Raw genomic sequence first — 18,645 nt, forward strand, 5'->3', positions numbered from 1 at the left:
TGCTTTTTTAAAATTCTACTTTTATACCTAAGGTTATTGATTTCGCATAAGGATATTGACCTGATGCAAAACCTTGGGAAACAGAACCAAAAGAATTATTAGTACTTTCAGAACTAAAATTATTCACTTCTGGATCACCCAAAGTAAAGTCAGTAAAAAGTAAAAGATTTGTTCCGGTAACATAAACGTTCAATGAACTGAACACATCACTAAGCCCTCCTGATTCTAACGGGACATTGTAATTTAAAGACATGGTTTTTAACCTTATGTAAGAACCATCTTCTATATTTAAACTGCTATTAGGATTAAAAAGACTGTTGGATGGTCCTGCTCTTGGAATGTCTGAAGTTTCATTTACACCAGCAATCCAACGGTCTAGAACTATAGGGTCCACATTTTGTTCTCCCCTACCAAAATAGGCCGTTTGTGAACGTACATTATATATTTCTGCACCATAACTTCCGTGAAAAAAGACATCTAACGAAAGGTTTTTATAAGTGAATGTATTTCTAAACCCACCATAAAAATCTGGGATAGGGCTACCTAATACTACTGAATCCTCATCATTAATATTAGAATCGCCATTAACATCTTCGTATCTAGGACCACCAATAAAAGACCGTCCTTCTCTACCGTCTGCAATAATCTCATCTGCACTTTTATAGGTTCCCAAATATTTAGCCCCAACAAAAGTAGGTAGTGATTCTCCAACGATTAACCTAGCAGAGTTACCACCTTGATTTCCTGTAGATTGTAAAGTAATATACTCTTGACCATCCAACTCTAATATCTCACTTTTATTAGAAGATATACTTAGGTTGGATTCCCATTGAAAATTCTCATTCTCTACGTTAACAGTATTTAAACCAAATTCAAAACCACTGTTTCGTACAGAACCTAGGTTTTGTAATTGGGTTGTGGAGTTCGCACCCACTTGCCCAGACAGCGCTACTGCTAATAATAAATCTTCGGTTGTCTTCTTATAATAATCGGCTTCAAAAGTTATTCTATTATTAAAGAAACCCAATTCAATACCCAAATCTAATTGTTTGGTGGTTTCCCAACTTAAACCGCTACTTGGTACATCGCCAACTGCAACCCCATTTATTAAGGAGCCATTAAAAACCGTTGTGGTGTTATTATAAGTTGCTAATGAATTATAAGCTTTGACCCCTTGCTCTCCAACAATACCGTAACTACCTCTAATTTTAAACCTATCTATGACATCTGAATCTGCCATAAAGTTTTCCTCGTCTACATTCCAAGCGGCACCTATAGAAGGGAAAAAGGCATATTTATTACCCGTTTCAAATACAGAAGAGCCATCATACCTACCAACCAACGTGAGCAAATATTTACTTTTGTAGCCATAGTTAACACGACCAAGAAATGAACTTAAGGTACGTTGACTATATCCCGAGCCTACTACTGCTGTTGAAGCATCACCTAAAGCTAAATTATTGAAAAGTACAACATCGTTAGGAAATTGATCAGCCTCAGAACGAGTACTCTCATTATTATCCTTTTGCCAAGTAAAACCACCTAGTACTTTTATAGAATGATCATCTAAATCTAAGTTATAGTTCAGCGTGTTTTCATTCAATATACTCTTCGTAAAGTTGGTGTTAATACGACCGAAACCTCCATTTACTCTTTCTGGTAAAATACCTGGTAAGTAGTTGTTCTCCTTTACATAATTTAACTGAGCTCCAAAAGTAGATTTAAAAGAAAGGTTTTTAGCTATTTCATATTCTACATATGCATTGGTTATTACTTGGGTAACCAAATCATGGTCTACACGTAATTGTATATCTGCTTCTGGGTTACGTTCCAATCCTGCACTAATAGGATTTTCGAACGAAAAACTTCCATCTTCCAAATACACCGGACGTGTTGGTAATACTTGGGATACAATCCCACCATAATCTACTTTGTTATTTTCTATCTTATAGTGCGTAATATTAGCTCTAATACCTGTCTTAAACCGATCCGAAACTCTAACATCAAGATTGGTTCTGAAGTTTACCCTTTCTAATCCAGAGCCTCTAAGAACCCCTTTTTGATTGAAATAATTTCCAGAGATAAAGTAATTGGCATTTTCAGAATTCCCAGTTACGGATACATCCGTATTTGAAATAGAACCCGGTTGCTCCACTAAATCCAACCAATCTGTGGTAGTCGTAGTGTCTGGATTTAAAACCAATGGTAATGTACTATCCGTAAGTCCAAAACCATCTGGTCCCGGTGTAAACTGATACGATTCATTTTTATAGTTCACAAAATCTTGTCCGCCAAGAATATCTATACGGTTTGCCGTTCCTTGTAAACTTTGGTAATGATTTATGGCAACTACCGGTTTCCCTGGCGCCATGCCTTTACCATTTTTAGTAGTAATTAAAATTACCCCAGAAGCACCCCTTGTACCATATATGGAAAGTGCGGTGGCATCTTTTAATATTTCAATAGAAGCAATATCGTTTACGTTTATCGTATTCAGGTTAAAACCTGTTCCTGCAATGAAACCATCAATAACATATAACGGATCATTATTTCCGTTGATAGAACTATTACCCCTAATACGAATAGTGGAACCAGAACCTGGTGTACCATTGTTGGAAGTAACCTCTACCCCAGTAGCACGCCCTTGCAACGCTTGATCTACTCTAGCTACAGGTTGGTTTTCCAGAACATCTGATTTAATAGAAGATACGGAAGACACTAAATCTTTTTTGGTAGATGTACCATACCCAATAACAACAACCTCTTCTAAAAGAGCCACGTCTTCTTGTAGTACCATATTAATGGTAGTTTCGTTTCCTACTGGAATACTTTTGGTAACAAATCCCAAATAACTAAACTCTAATGTAGCACCCTCAGTTGCTTTTATAGTATAGTTTCCATCAAAATCGGCCACGGTTCCTACCGTAGTTCCTTTTACTAAAACATTTACACCCGGTAGCGGTTGGCCAGACTCATCCGTAATGGTTCCTGTCAAATCTTGCTGTGCCTGAAGCGACACCATGCCGAAGAACAGCAGTAGCAATAACATTCTTTTTAAATTCATAGTGGTTTATTGTTAGTTAAATAGTGGCCCTTTGTTGAGTTAAAAGCCTTAGGGTAAATATATTCTAGAGTTTGAGCGCATTTATCTCATATTGGTATACATATGTTGCAGATGACCGTTTTACGGGCTCTAGAGGCGGCTCATGCAACATTTATACCCTATATTTAGTACATATTTTAACCCTTTACCACAGAATTACAAGCGTACATCTCAACTGAGCTTAAAAAAATAACACATAAACATAGTTCACTTAACCAAATTGTTTATTTGAACTATACCATACTTAAAAGACCACTTTGACCAAACCGCTCTTATGAAACAAGTTCTCCTCTTTTTAATACTACTTTGTTCAGGGGTAAATTGTGCCGCACAAAACACCAATACCTATTTTCATTCTTTACATATAGATGATAGCCGTTTTAATAAAAGAACCAACGTTATCTACGAAGATTATTTAGGCTATTTATGGTTAGGTACCGATAGTGGATTATATAGATATGATGGTCATTCCTTGGTTGAAAATCAATATGATGTCTTTGATGAAAAATCTATACCTAACAACAGTATTAATTCTATTATAGAAGACAGCTACGGAAATTTATGGCTTGGTAGTGAGAGCTACTTAATACTCTACCATAGAAAAACCAATAGCTTTAAAGGGTTTTACAAGAACAATACAACGGGCATTCTTGGCAAATCTAAAGATGGTACAATATGGGTGAATCTAAAAAATACAGGTATTGTTAAGGTTGTTCCGCAGGGGGATATAGGTAAGATTGAATTTCACACCCAACTGAACTACAAACAGAACAGTAAGATTTGGACCAACGATAAAACCATAAATGACTTCTCCGAAGACCTCTTTGGACGAAATTGGTTCGCTACGCCCAAAGGCATCTTGGCGCTCAATACAGATGATATGTTGGTAGAAACGGGATTCTCTAAAAATGTATCCTTTCTAACTCCATTAGAAAACAACACTTTATTAGCTGCTACAGATGAGGGTATGTTTCTTCTTCAATATGGTAAAACCGATTTTCAACTCAAGATATTGGAAACTATAGACGTCTTCAATAAAAAGAACCAAACCAATACGGACTTTACCTCTATCTCAGCAGATTTAGGTTCAGGAACAATTTGGGCCAGTACTCAATCTGGCTTATACAAAGGGAAGAAAACCAATAATTCATATGTTTTTACCAAAATAACCGATGGTCAAAAGACCGATAGTACACCTTATGAAAACCGAATTAACTCTTTAATTATAGATCGATATAAAAATCTATGGGTGGCTACGAATAAAGGCATCAAAAAACATATTGATAGAAATTCAATTTTTGAATATACTACCATCAATAACAATCTAAACAACCACTTTACCCAATCCCTGTTAAAAACAAATAAAAATGAATTACTGGTAACCTATAATCACGTTGGTTTATACAGTTACGATTTAAAGACAAATACCAATAGGTTACTGACAACCGCCAATGAAGATTATAGCGTTGTAAAAGAATATTATTCTCAGAAAGAAATACTTTTTGCCTCTGGAAAAACCCTTTTGCTTTCTAAAAATTATAGCGACCATACTAAAAATGTACAATTTGATACGCTCAAAAAATACAATTACAACATACGTGACTTGGTTCCTCTGAGTAAAGATGAAATATGGGTTGGCCTTTGGGGCGGAGGAATAAGTATAGTAACCCCTAAACAGGAAAAAAATGCTTTTAAAAGCAAGGTGATTTCTACCCTTTTTGGAAAAAATGTCTCGGTAATGCATCTAGACCGTAATCAAAATATGTGGATTGGCACCCGTGGTGACGGTCTCTTTAAGGTTAACTTGATTAATGAAGAAATTAAAGTATTCAACCCTTCATTGAGAGATGGTCTAAGTTCAAATGCTATTTTATGTCTGCGTGAAGATGATAAAGGCAATCTATGGATAGGCACCAGAGGCGGCGGTCTCAATTTTTACGACCAAGCAGCCCAAACTATTAAAAGCTACGGTAAAAATGAAGGCTTAGTGTCCACAACAGTTGCTAGCATTGAAAGAGATTTTTCAGAAAATTTATGGCTAAGTACCCGAGATGGTATTTCCAGATTTGATATCAAAAAAGAAAAATTTGTCAATTTTAGTATTGAAGATGGTGTTACCGAGAGTCACTTTACATTCAATTCAAGCGCAGTTGGTGAAGATGGAAAAATCTATTTTGGTTGCCCCGGAGGTTTCTTTTCCGTAAACGCTAAAAACTATAAAAAGGAATCATCAGTACCCAATACCATAATTACCAACTACACCATTTTTGGAGATTTTGACAAATCAAATACCGCCAATAAAGAGAATCATTCAAAAAAATATCTAAATACTACAGACAGCCTTAAGTTAGCACATAACAGAAATAACATTGCTTTTGAGTTCTCTACCTTAGAATTTACTGCGCCCAATAAAAATGAATTTGCTTATATACTTGAAGGCACAAATGATTTCTGGCACTATACAAAAGCATCTAACAGAAATGCCAATTACAATGACCTACCTCCGGGCAGCTACACCTTTAAAGTAAAAAGTTCTAATAGTGACGGGGTTTGGAACGATAATCCAGCCACTTTTCATTTTCAAATCAGCCCTCCTTATTGGAAAAGTAATATGGCTTTTATTCTATACTTTCTTCTACTAATAACTTCCATTTATACTACTTGGCTAGTTATTAAACGCTGGTATAGATTAAAAAAGAAATTAGTAGCGGAAACGGTAAGTAGAGAAAAAGACAATGAAATGAACCGTATGAAAATGGTGTTCTTTACTGATATTTCTCATGAGTTACGTACGCCATTAGCCCTAATTCTAGGTACTATTGAAAAAGTGGTGAAAGAGAAAAAGTTTACGTTAAGCCCTATCACCTCTCAAAGAATTTACAATAATACCTTAAGAATGCACAGGCTTATTAATCAGTTGATGGATATCCGAAAGTTTGACGAAGGGAAGCTTAAACTACAGATTTCTAAAAACAACATTGTTAACGATATTGAAATCATCAAAAATGCCTTTAATGACTTTGCTAAGATCTATGATATAGACTACCAATTTGTTACAGAGGAAACTAAGATTGTGGGATGGTACGATGTAGATATTCTAGAAAAAATTCTATTTAATCTCTTGTCCAATGCATTCAAATACACTCCTAAAAAGGGAATCATTACGGTTTCATTAGGACTGGCCTCTGGAAGGGAGAAAAGTCATTTCAGTAAAAAGTTTAGAATGGGTTCCTATATTAAATGTAGTGTTAGGGATAATGGCATAGGTATTCCGCAAGAAGATATTGAGCAAATTTTTGACCGCTATTATCAAGCTACTAAAAAATACAGTAATCAGATACCCGGAACTGGAATAGGGATGGAATTGGTGCAAAAACTCATTGAAAGGCATCATGGTACCATACAAGTAGAGAGTGAGGAAAATACATTCACGGAATTCACTTTTTATCTGCCGATTCACAAAAACCGGTATCTAAAAAAAGAGCGCATTGACCGAGGTACACCTCTTACCAAGAATTTTATTAAAAACTCTGAATTCCAAGTGATCGAAGAGATTTCATCAGAATTCGAGACAAAACCTAAAGCACTCCAAACGTCCAAACCATTAATACTACTTGTGGAAGATAATGAGGACCTAAGATCTATGGTAAAAGATGAATTAAAAACCGATTTTAATGTAATTGAAGCATGCAACGGTAAAGAAGGTTATACTACCTGCTTAGCACAACGGCCTGACCTAATTATCTGTGATATTCTTATGCCCATAGAAGATGGTATTTCTATGCTCCAAAAATTAAAGGATAATCCGGAAACGAAGACCATCCCTATTTTTATGCTCACCGCTAAAAACTCTGAGGAAACAAAAATTGAGTGTCTTAGCTTAGGTGCCGATGATTATATAGAAAAACCGTTTAGCTTAGAATTTGTAAAGTGGAAGGTGAAAAATACGTTCAACACTCGTGAAGACCTCAAAAGTAAATACAGTAAAATTATAACACCAGAACCCTCTGAAATAGAAGTAGATTCTAACGATGAAAAATTTATACGCAAGCTGGTAACTATAATAGAAAAATCTATTGATGACAAACATCTTAATGTTGAATTTTTAGCTTCTGAGGCTGGTATGAGCAGGGCCAATTTATACCGTAAAGTACAAGCCATTAATAATGATACTCCTGTAAATTTTATAAAACGAATTCGTCTGAAACGAGCTGCTCAGTTATTAAAAAATAACAAAATGTATATTTCAGAAGTAGCCTATATGACCGGTTTCAATAATCAAAAATACTTTAGCAAGTGCTTCCGTAAAGAATATGAAATGAGTCCTACAGAGTATGCCAAGCAGTTTTATGAAGAAGCGAATACAACCGTTAATATATCTAATGAGCAATAGATAACTATCCCTTTATCATACAAGTTCAACATTTGTATCCCTTAAACGACTCATTATAGCCCTTTGTAATCTGTGGAATATAAATATTTTCACAGTTCTATTATCCCAGAACGCTATCCCTTTAAGGAACGCTATTCAGCTGAACTAATTAGATGCCCATATGACTCTTCCCATTAATAAAACCTTGTGCACAACACTGGTATGTATATATGCATTACACTCTTGCAAACCTGCTAAAATCGACATAACAGAGCACAAAAAACCAAATATCGTTCTTATAAACATAGACGACCTTGGTTATAAGGATGTTGGTTTTATGGGGAGTGAATACTATGAAACTCCAAACTTAGATGCTTTGGCGGAAGAAGGCATGGTATTTTATAATGCCTATGCGGGTGCTGCAAACTGTGCGCCAAGTAGAGCCTGTCTTATCTCTGGTTTAAATACACCTAGGCATGGTGTTTATACGGTGAGTCCGTCTGATAGAGGAAACACAAAAACCCGAAAATTAATTCCGATTAAAAATACCGACCATCTCAATGACTCCATTTTTACCCTTCCTCAGATGCTTAAATCAGCTGGGTATGTTACAGGTAGTTTTGGCAAATGGCATGTAGGTAACGACCCCAGTACACAAGGGATTGATGTTAATATAGGCGGAAGTGCAAAAGGAAACCCAGGTAAAGGCGGTTACTTTTCCCCATATAAAATAGACAACATTACCAATGGCGAAAATGGCGAATACTTAACGGATAGGTTGACGAACGAAGCCATAAGTTATATAGAGAAAAACAAAGACACTACTTTTTTTCTTTACATGCCTTATTACACGGTGCATACGCCTATTATGGGTAAAGAAGAATTAGTAGCCAAATTTGAAGCAAAAAGCGGACAGAATGGACAAAATAGACCTGACTATGCTGCAATGGTATACGCCATGGACCAAAATGTGGGCAAGTTGTTACATGCTTTAAAACAAAATAATCTTGAAGAAAACACCGTAGTAATTTTCACCTCGGACAATGGAGGTATACGAGCTATCTCCGAACAGAGTCCGTTAAGAGCAGGAAAAGGTTCCTATTACGAAGGTGGTATTCGCGTTCCTCTAATTATAAAATGGCCAGGGAAAATAAAACCAAAATCGACCTCTACAGTAGCGGTCAGCAATTTAGATTTCTACCCCACGCTTCAGAATATTGTAAAACCCCAAAGAAGAGCTAAACTTCTTGATGGTGTAAATCTTGAACCTATTTTATATGGAGGCGAACTCGCTGAACGTAACCTCTATTTTCACTTCCCCATCTATCTTCAGAAGTATGACCAATTAAAAGACCAAGGCAGAGACCCTCTTTTTAGAACTCGCCCAGGTTCCGTAATTATTTCGGGAGAATGGAAACTACATGAATATTTTGAAGACGGAGAATTAGAACTTTATAATCTAAAGACTGATATAGGTGAGAAAAATAACTTAACGAAACAAAACCCAGCTAAGACCAAACAGCTATACGAAGAATTGAATATATGGCGAACACAAACGAAAGCTCCCGTTCCTACTATAGCTAATAAGTTGTATGACCCTACTCATCTAAAAGAACAGTAGCAGCTACTTCTCTACCCCATAAATATCTTTTAAAACAGAAACTACCGAACCTTCAAAATGCGTGTCTAGGTCATACCGTATTCTTACTTTCGTGCCCAACGGAGCGTAGTAATAAATTACCCAAGCATCTGCTTCACGAGTACCTATGCACCCATGTGAATAGGCCTTTCCTAAAGTTTTAGGATTGGTTGTAGGGTGAATCATCTGTCCGTTTCTGATACCATTAATTTCGGTTTCCATCCATGGAATTTGAGGCATTTGCGTAAGTTTCCCATCGTCACGATGCGTTACATAATATGGCTTACCATTTACGGGATTATAAAAATCAGGATGCTTGGCATGTCTAACAATCGTTCCCTCTCCCGTTTTGGTTCGCAAATCCGTTATACGATCTCCCATTTTCAGGTAGCGTTGTTTATCCTGTCCTACCCTTACCGTAAACTCATCTTTTAGAATAGAATCCTGATAAATACGAAGCTTAAATTCAGGGATGTTCACATCAATCTCCGTATGGGCTAAATCGTCCAATATATGGCAGGCTTTTGTAGAATCCGGAAGATGTAATACACTTCCTTTTGGCAGTGCTATCATTTGTCTTTGATCATATACAAATGAATCTCTGGCCTTCATACGGTAGTAATCCGTATTTGCCAGCGTATCTATAATCCACGGATTATTACGCACCAATAGATGTTCAGATAACGGATAGGGCACAATAGAATCATAGCGCAGCACTAAGGAGTCTATATACTCAAAATACTCTGCTATCCTAACGTTTCGGGATACGTTAATGTCCTCGTATGTTTTTACTTTTTTAATGGGTACAGGCGCTACTTCTTCCTGAACAGGTTCTTTTTCAGATACCAACTTGGCTTGGTCTTTACACGAACCCATGCTTAAAATCAACATCAGCATAAAAAAAGCACCTAATAACGCTTTTTGTTGTTGAAAGAAATTCAGCTTTTCTGGGGACTTTAAGATATGTAGCATGTTAGTCTGACTATATGTAACTGGGCAATCTAACACCCAACTTTACTGTTATTCTAAATTGGTTCATATTCATTAGGAGCTACAAATTGGAAAGCCTCTTCTAGTTGTGTAATATCAAAATAGCGTTCTTGATATCCTTTCTGCAGCCTTTCAAAAAAAACATTATCAATAGGAATCAGTGCTTTCAAAATCTTAGAGTGTGCCACAATAGCTATATTTCCTATTTGTCTATAATTTCTTAGAATCCAGATGATGTCTTCCATGAACACCTTTGTTTTACTTTTACTTACATTTAGTTCGTCTAGTTTAACCAGCACATTTACATAGCCAAACCCTTCTTCTACTTTCTCCTTAAAGAACTTTTGTGCCAGTTTTTCATCTGTTCCGGTGAATTCGTCAATAACTTCTAACGCAAGTGTATTTCCTTTGTACGTTCTTATTTTTTCAATCATGGCCTTAATTTTAAATATACGGAAATGAGTCCAAACGGACTATTATAAACACATCAAAAGTAAGGGCTAAAATTCACCCATACCATGACCTTAGTCAGCAGAAACTAAAAGAAAAATTAAGGAATAATTCTACCGTCCTCCATCTGAATAATACGATCGGTACGCTTGGCAAAATCCTCATCATGGGTGACGATCAATAACGAAAGACCTTCTTCTTCTTTCAGTTTTTTAAAGATATTAAAAACGTTATCTGCATTGTGGCTGTCTAGGTTTCCTGTGGGTTCATCACCCATAAGAATTATAGGATTATTGATTAAAGCCCTGGCAATGGCCACCCGTTGCTTTTCACCACCCGAAATACGAGAAGCCCGTTGGTTGGCGAGATAATCTATTTTTAGCATTTCTAGCTTTTGCATAGCATCTCGTTCAATATCTGCGTGCGATTTCTCATTCAGTTTCTTTGCTGGAAGCATCACATTTTCCAAAACACTGAATTCCGATAACAAATAATGAAACTGAAACACAAAGCCAATATGTTTATTCCTAATCCTAGAAAAATCTTGGTGCGGTTTTCCCGTAACCAATTCATGATTCAGATACAATTCTCCTGTATACTCCGTATCCATGGTAGAAAGAATATAGAGTAACGTAGATTTTCCCGAACCGGATTTGCCCATAATAGAAGCGAACTCCCCTACTTTCACTCCAAAAGAAATATCTTTAAGCACATGAAAGTCTTTGGGCTTATAAAAATGCTTATTGATGTTTTTTGTTTCAAGAACATACTCCATTTTTTCCTTCTTTAAGTTCCACGAATTATACGAACAGGATCTATGCGTCTAGCCTTTGCAGATGGGAACCAACCTGCAATAAAAGTAGAGAGCAGCGCAAAAGCAATTCCTATTACATAATACCCAATATTATAACTTATAGGATAGGTGGTAATCGTAGGCAGTGCAGACGTTTCAAAAGCTACGTTATCTATTAGACGAGCTAATCCATACCCTACTATTAAACCCAAAACACCACCAACCAACCCAATCATCATAGCTTGGCTTATAAAGATGAGCTGTACATCCAAACCAGAAAATCCTATTGCTTTTAAAATGGCAATATCCTTCATCTTTTCATAAATAAGCATATTTAGAATATTATAAATACCAAACCCGGCTACAATCAATAAGGTAATAGAAACGGCATAGGTAATAAGGTCTCTGATGTTAGAACCGGTTTCAAACTGTGCATTGGCTTCGTTAATATCCGTAGCCTTTATCGCAAACTGTTTTTGAAGGCGTTTTGCCAAAGTAGGTGCCAACGTAATATCATAAAGTCTAATATTAATATCCGTAATGTAATTCTGCGCTTCCCCCATAATACGTTGTACCGTTTTGAGGTTGGCGTAACTCTGAATGTTGTCTACATCTGCTACGCCACTTTGATAAATTCCAACAATCTTGAGTGGAAAAATATCCCCCCCAACCGTACTTATCTGAACTCTTTCGCCAACCGATAAAGACATTTTTTCAGCAAGACCAGAACCTAATATAATTCCGTTTTCTGTGTTTTTGAGTGCCTCCGGAGTTCCTTGAATGATATAATCGTCCATACTAGAAAGTCGGGTTTCCTCCATAATATCAACACCTACCAAATTGCCGCTTAAATCAATAGAACCGGATAAGTAGAAGATTTGTGCACGGAGCTGGGGTGTTGCGCCTTTTACTTCTTTATCTTTTTTTAGATACTTTAAAATAGGCAAGGCATTATGGATTTTCTTCTGACTTTGCCTAGGCTTAATCGAGTGTACGATGTTGAAAGAATTTTTAAATTCATCATAAAGTGATACCGGTTGCGTTTCACTGGGTTCAATTTCATTATACAAGTGAATATGTGGCGTCTGATTCAAAACTAAGCCATCTAGCATTTCATTGAGGCCAGTCATAAAACTGATCAGCGTAATATACGCTCCAATACCAAAAGTAACACCCAGGGCTGCTGTAGCCGAAGACTTCATTTTTGTTACCAAGTGGGTTTTGGCAATGTTCAATATAACGGGCCAATTGATCATTGTTCTGGTTTTAAAAGCTCGGTCTCTTCGCTAATACCTGTTATAATTTCTATGCGGTCTAAATTCTGTAAACCTGTAGTTACCTCTACTGTACCATTAGAGGTTTCTACTCTATTCCCATCAATAAGATAGTCTTTGGGAATGGTCAGTATATCTTTTCTTTTAGCAATGATAATGTTGCCCTCTCCTGCCAAACCAGGATATAGAATTTTTGGCGGGTCATCAAAACTGGCTTCTACCGTAAAAGTTTGCGAGCGTTCATCTTTGCGGGGATAGATTTTATCTACCGTTGCCATAAAAACTTTGGATGGGTAAGCATCTAGTGTAATCAACGTTTTTTGACCTAGGCTCAGTTTTACAATATCTACCTCATCTACCAACATCTTAATTATAAAAACCGAGTCGCTTCCAACCGCAGCGATAGGTTCCATAGTGCTTACAATTTCTCCGGTTTCTTTTAGCAGCTCATAGACCTTCCCATTAATTTTACTGGTTACCGTAAAGTCTTTGGTATTTATCTGTGCAGATTCATAGTTGTTGCGCGCTTGGCTTACTTGTGTCTTTAGCTCATTCTTGGTACGATCATACTTACTTTGTAACAAGTTTAAATTATTACGGGAAAGTTCATAGGCCAGCTTCCTATTATCAAAATCTACTTTTGAACCTATCTCTTGTTCCCACAAGCGTTTCTGTCTATAGAAATTAATAGAATCATTATGAAAAGATAGTTTCGCTGCTTTTATTTCATCTTCTAAACCCGTGAGAACAGCAGCACTCCCGTTATAATTTTCCTGTGCCAACTTCAATGAAAGTTTCGCATTTTCCGTATTCAGCTTAGGGGTATTATTGATAATTTGAAGCAATGGTGTTCCCTTTTTAACCAAGTCTCCCTCTTCCACTAAATTGCGGTCTAAAATCCCGCCTACGGCAGCGTATACCTTATACAGACTGTCTGGCTGAATTATAGCAGACGCATACACAGATTCTGTTAGCTCCGATTTCTGAGGAAACACCTTCTCTTGTTCGTCACCACAGGACTGTAATGCGAATACAAAAATCAAAATAATTAAATAGCGCATAGTATGTAAATTGCTCATATTCAAATTAAAGGGAAATTCTATTCAAAGAACATGAGATAAGTCATGCTATTAATGATTTCGTATAAAAAAATAGTCCAACTTATTATTAGATGTGTTGAAGTACCACTAAATTTTTAATCTTCATTTTCCGTTTCAAGATGATATAAATCAACCTTTATATATATTATTTCTCCTATTTTTGAGAAAAGGAAGATCATGGCCGTTGAAAATTTTGGTATAAAGGGATTGACGGACGAGCAAGTTGTTACATCCAGAAAGACCCATGGTGCCAACTCATTTACCTACAAAGAGAAAAACGGATTCCTAGAAGCCCTAAAAAGTATCTTGAAAGAACCGATGATTCTTATATTGTTGGTGGCTTCTTCCATATATTTTATCACCGGGAATTTTGGAGATGGCATCTTTATGGTTGCTGCCATAATATTGGTCGGTTCCATATCCCTCTATCAAGATTCTAGAAGCCGAAAGGCGTTAGAAAAACTAAAAAACCTTACCGAGCCCAATTGCAAGGTTATACGCAACGGGGTTACCGTAGAAATACCAAGTGAAGAACTTGTTATAGGCGATAGTCTAATTGTTGAAGAGGGCACGATGATTCCCGCAGATGCAACTATTGTACACTCCAATGATTTTTCTGTAGATGAAGCTACGCTTACCGGGGAATCGCTTTCGGTATTTAAAGAGACTTCCTCTACGAACAATACTATTTTTACCGGCACCATCGTAGCCAGTGGTTTGGCTATCGCTACTGTAACGGCCATTGGTAACCACACGCAACTTGGAAAAATTGGTAATAGCCTAGATAATATTGAAGATGAAAAAACACCTTTAGAGCTGCAGATTGCAAATTTTGTAAAACAAATGGCCATTTGGGGAGGTATTACTTTCCTACTGGTATGGGGAATTAATTATTTTAACTCCCATGATGTACTAGACAGTTTACTAAAAGCGCTGACGCTTGCCATGAGTATTCTTCCCGAAGAAATTCCTGTAGCATTCACCACCTTTATGGCTTTGGGGGCTTGGCGTTTAATGAAGTTGGGAGTTGTAGTTAAACAAATGAAAACTGTGGAAACTTTGGGTAGCGCCACCGTAATATGCACGGATAAAACCGGAACGCTTACCCAAAACAAAATGAGCCTCGCCAGACTATTTTCCATTAAAACTGGAAAAATAACTTCTACCGAAGCTATACTTAAAAATGAAGAAAAAGAGCTTATAACCGTTGCCATGTGGGCCAGTGAGCCCATACCTTTTGATCCCATGGAAATTTCTCTGCATAACGCCTACGCAAAGCAGACAAATGTGGACGAAAGACCAGAGTATCATATGATTCACGAATACCCTTTAGGAGGCAAACCACCTATGATGACCCACCTGCTCGAAAACGAATCTGGGCAACGTATCATTGCGGCTAAGGGTGCGCCAGAAGCTTTGATACAAATCTCCAACCTGACTGCTGAAGAAAAAAAATCTGTTTACGCTACCATAGAAGAACTAGGTAAGCAAGGTTTTCGCCTATTAGGTGTTGGTCAGGCTGTTTTTGAAGGCACGGACTTTCCTAAACTCCAACAAGATTTTTCTTTTGAATTTAAAGGTCTAGTTGCGTTTTATGATCCTCCAAAGAAAAACATAAGTCAAGTACTCAAAGATTTTGATACCGCTGGAATAAATGTAAAACTGGTTACAGGAGATAATTCTGCCACGGCCGTAGCTATTGCCAAAGAAATTGATTTTATAGGATACGATAAATGTATGTCCGGTGATGAGTTGATGCAGCTCACCGATGCCGAATTTCAAAAAAAGGTGATGGATACGCAAGTCTTCAGCCGTATGTTTCCAGAAGCCAAACTCAGAATTATAAATGCGTTAAAGGCGAATAATGAAGTTGTAGCCATGACAGGCGATGGGGTTAATGACGGACCAGCACTTAAAGCGGCACACATTGGTATTGCCATGGGAAACAAGGGTACCGAAATTGCCAAGCAAGCCGCCTCCTTAATTTTGGTAGATGACGACCTGTCTAAAATGGTAGATGCCATTGCCATGGGAAGAAAGATTTATACCAACCTAAAAAAAGCGATTCAGTATATTATCTCTATTCACATTCCTATTATACTTACGGTTTTTATTCCCTTGGCGTTACGGTGGATTTATCCGTCTATATTTTCGCCATCACATGTAATTCTATTGGAACTCATTATGGGACCTACCTGCTCAATAATTTATGAAAATGAGCCTATGGAGAAAAATACCATGATCAAGAAACCTAGACCATTTACTACAACTTTTTTTAAGTTCAATGAATTAACCACAAGTATCATGCAGGGTCTGGTTATTACTTTGGCTTCGCTATCTGTTTACCAATATGCCGTAGGACAAGGTTTTGGCGAAGCAACAACCCGTACTATGGTTTTTATGGTACTAATCGTTGCCAATATCTTTTTAACCTTGGTGAACCGTTCTTTTTACTTCTCTCTATTTACAACCTTGAAGTATAAAAATAATTTAGTAGGTCTTATCATAGGTATTACAATGGCTTTGGCCGCTCTCCTACTCTTTGTTCCGCCATTGACCGACTTCTTTGAGTTTAATACTTTAAGTGCATCCCAATTGCTTGTGAGCCTTTTTGCAGGAAGTATTTCCGTGCTTTGGTATGAAGCCGTTAAATGGGGTAAAAGAACAAAGGCCAAGAAAAACTAAGGTGTATGTTTAGGGTTCAAATACTAGTTAGATAGCTACTTAAAGTTTTTCGCCATAGGCTAAATCTCCTGCATCACCAATACCAGGAACAATGTAGCCTCTTGCGTTAAGCTCGGGGTCTATTGCGGAAATCCATAAATGGGTATTTTCAGGGAATACACTTTGTACATGTTCAATACCAGCCTGTGCTCCAATAACCGAAACAATATGAATTTGTGCAGGTGTACCGTGATTTTTGAGTGCTTTCAAAACATTTTCTAAAGTTTTTCCGGTAGCCAACATTGGGTCTGTGAGCACTAGAATTTTACCGTCCAAAGAAGGTGCTGCAAAATAATTTACGATAACTTCAAAGGCATCTTCATCTCCTCTGTGGTGTCGGTATGCAGAAATAAAGGCATTCTCAGCACCATCAAAATAATTCAATAGACCTTGATGTAATGGCAGTCCAGCCCTTAAAATGGAACACAAAACCAACTTGTCTACAGGCAAGGCCATTTCTTTGGCACCCAATGGCGTGGTTACCTGACTACTTTCATACTGAAAGGACTTACTCATTTCATAACTCAAGACTTCTCCAATACGCTCAATATTCCGCCTAAAGCGCATGGCATCTTTTTGGATGTCTACATCTCTAATTTCAGCGATAAATTTGTTCATGAGCGAATTGCTTTCGCCTAGATTATGGACCGTCATAGAATGAATATGATTTGAGTTATGGTTATATTTTAAATATGCCCAAAAGGTACATCTAAATCATAAACCGAGAAAAGTTTACCTGTAAAAAAAGGGTCTTATAAATTACAAGACCCTTTTTTCAACCATCTAAAAATAGATTCTGAAGAACTACCTATTTACTAACTGTCTGTATTTTCAATTACTATTAAAACTACTTATTTATCACTATAAAATTCAATACTCCACATACCGCGAACTTGGTTTACATCATAACCAAGTGCCATATCCTCTGGATACAATTTATTTAGAGCTGTCATAGTCTCCGGCAAAACCTGCGTATTAGGTTTGCCATGACATTGCAGGCAAAGCGCATTGGTAACGATCGGGTAATAGAAAGACACTTCTCCGTCTTCCGTTTCAACCACTGGCTCCAGTTCCTCTCCTGATGCCAAGGCTTTTTTGAATGAAGCTATATATTCCAATTCCTTAGCACTAGCCTTATTTTTGGGGTTTCTGGTCTTATCCGAAACTCTTTGGATTACTGCATTTTTCATTAATGAAACGCTATCTGTAATCGTAGTTGCCTCTAGGTTACAAAAACCTATAGCGCCCACGGTTCCTTTTTCCTGAATAGCTTTTGTTAGGCTTTTACCCAATGCCATCTTAGCTTCTTTTGCATAGGACATTCCTATTGCACCGTACACTTTCCCCGGTTCAGGGTAGTCAAAGCAATTGCATTGCTCCATACCCATTCCTATCTTGTGTGAAGCTTTAAAATGTTCATCAAAACCTTCTGGCCGTTCTAATTCGTTATTGTAGATGTAATCCGCAATTTCCGCTACAGCTTCATCACGATTTGGTAGGTATGGCATAGGACCAAACCTTTTATGTGCAGCAGGAATTTTCGTTTCTGTTTCCGGATCGTTTACCCATTTAATCAAGGCTTCCGTAAACTCTTCTTGAGTTACTGTAGAATCTATGTAGTGTCTTTTAATCGCCTCCATTGGTGGCGCAATCCTATCTACCATTTTTGTTTTGGGATCATGGCACATATAACACTCACGCTCCAAAATTACTTTCCCGGGATGGGGTTCTTGGATTGCGGTATTCACAGCTACGTCAATATTCTCAACAGATTCGATTTTATTTTTTTGACTCTCTTTACAACTTGCAAAAAAGAGAACAACAAGTAAAAGAACAGAATACTTTTTCATTTAGGTCGATTAAATAAGGGTTCAAATCACATTAAGATTTTGACTTCACAATTTGTATTATGTCATTTTTCTGCAAAACGCCAGACTGTCTCCATACCTGTTTTCCGTTTTTAAATAACATCATAGTAGGCACACCACGTACATTATACGTACTGGCCAAGGGCTGGTTTTTATCCACATCTATCTTTACGATTTTTATGCCATCTCCCAGTTCTTCTTTCACTTGCTTTAAAATAGGCGCCAACATTTTACAAGGTCCACACCAATCTGCAAAAAAATCTACCAACACAGGTGTGTCAGATTCTATTATAGTATTAAAACTGCTTTTCATTTTTCTAGTTTAGATTTAT

General features: G+C 37.1%; 12 protein-coding genes. 3 read left to right on the forward strand and 9 right to left on the reverse strand.

What is annotated here, in order from left to right:
* Positions 1–7: 7 nt before the first annotated feature.
* Positions 8–3,064 (reverse strand): SusC/RagA family TonB-linked outer membrane protein, encoded by a 3,057-nt coding sequence (locus HW347_RS09430; protein WP_214611651.1) that lies wholly within the window; start codon positions 3,062–3,064, stop codon positions 8–10.
* 313 nt (positions 3,065–3,377) lie between these two features.
* Between HW347_RS09430 and HW347_RS09435 the strand changes: the two genes are divergently transcribed.
* Entirely contained in the window at positions 3,378–7,496 is a 4,119-nt protein-coding gene (locus HW347_RS09435) for an ATP-binding protein (protein ID WP_214611652.1), read from the forward strand.
* Positions 7,497–7,656: 160 nt separating this feature from the next.
* Positions 7,657–9,096: a sulfatase gene (locus HW347_RS09440; RefSeq protein WP_214611653.1), complete on the forward strand. Its 1,440-nt coding sequence runs from the start codon at positions 7,657–7,659 to the stop codon at positions 9,094–9,096.
* A gap of 3 nt (positions 9,097–9,099) precedes the next feature.
* Here HW347_RS09440 and HW347_RS09445 read toward each other — a convergent pair whose 3' ends face one another.
* The 5 genes from HW347_RS09445 to HW347_RS09465 all read right to left on the reverse strand — a co-directional run bounded on the left by HW347_RS09445 (position 9,100) and on the right by HW347_RS09465 (position 13,700).
* A complete protein-coding gene (locus HW347_RS09445) occupies positions 9,100–10,086 on the reverse strand; it encodes a L,D-transpeptidase (protein ID WP_225901886.1) in 987 nt (328 codons plus the stop codon).
* Between the two features lie 53 nt (positions 10,087–10,139).
* On the reverse strand, positions 10,140–10,538 hold the full coding sequence (locus HW347_RS09450) for a SpoIIAA family protein (protein ID WP_214611654.1): 399 nt from the start codon (positions 10,536–10,538) through the stop codon (positions 10,140–10,142).
* A 116-nt stretch (positions 10,539–10,654) separates the two neighbouring features.
* Positions 10,655–11,329, reverse strand: a complete 675-nt coding sequence (locus HW347_RS09455) for an ABC transporter ATP-binding protein (RefSeq protein ID WP_214611655.1) — start codon at positions 11,327–11,329, stop codon at positions 10,655–10,657.
* An 11-nt stretch (positions 11,330–11,340) separates the two neighbouring features.
* A complete protein-coding gene (locus HW347_RS09460; protein ID WP_214611656.1) occupies positions 11,341–12,603 on the reverse strand; it encodes an ABC transporter permease in 1,263 nt (420 codons plus the stop codon).
* Positions 12,600–13,700 carry an efflux RND transporter periplasmic adaptor subunit gene (locus HW347_RS09465; RefSeq protein WP_225901887.1) on the reverse strand — a complete coding sequence of 367 codons (1,101 nt, stop codon included), beginning with the start codon at positions 13,698–13,700 and terminating at the stop codon, positions 12,600–12,602. The genes HW347_RS09460 and HW347_RS09465 overlap by 4 nt, the downstream gene beginning before the upstream one ends.
* A 198-nt stretch (positions 13,701–13,898) precedes the next feature.
* Between HW347_RS09465 and HW347_RS09470 the strand changes: the two genes are divergently transcribed.
* On the forward strand, positions 13,899–16,406 hold the full coding sequence (locus HW347_RS09470) for a cation-translocating P-type ATPase (protein ID WP_214611657.1): 2,508 nt from the start codon (positions 13,899–13,901) through the stop codon (positions 16,404–16,406).
* A gap of 39 nt (positions 16,407–16,445) precedes the next feature.
* Here HW347_RS09470 and upp read toward each other — a convergent pair whose 3' ends face one another.
* The 3 genes from upp to trxA all read right to left on the reverse strand — a co-directional run bounded on the left by upp (position 16,446) and on the right by trxA (position 18,626).
* On the reverse strand, positions 16,446–17,099 hold the full coding sequence (upp, locus tag HW347_RS09475) for a uracil phosphoribosyltransferase (RefSeq protein ID WP_214611658.1): 654 nt from the start codon (positions 17,097–17,099) through the stop codon (positions 16,446–16,448).
* Positions 17,100–17,296: 197 nt separating this feature from the next.
* Complete coding sequence (locus HW347_RS09480; RefSeq protein ID WP_214611659.1) at positions 17,297–18,295, reverse strand: Tll0287-like domain-containing protein; 999 nt, start codon at positions 18,293–18,295, stop codon at positions 17,297–17,299.
* A gap of 31 nt (positions 18,296–18,326) precedes the next feature.
* Complete coding sequence (gene trxA / locus HW347_RS09485) at positions 18,327–18,626, reverse strand: thioredoxin (RefSeq protein ID WP_214611660.1); 300 nt, start codon at positions 18,624–18,626, stop codon at positions 18,327–18,329.
* Positions 18,627–18,645: the final 19 nt, after the last annotated feature.

Origin of the sequence: Zobellia barbeyronii, assembly GCF_018603515.1 — a bacterium.
Lineage (GTDB): Bacteria > Bacteroidota > Bacteroidia > Flavobacteriales > Flavobacteriaceae > Zobellia > Zobellia barbeyronii.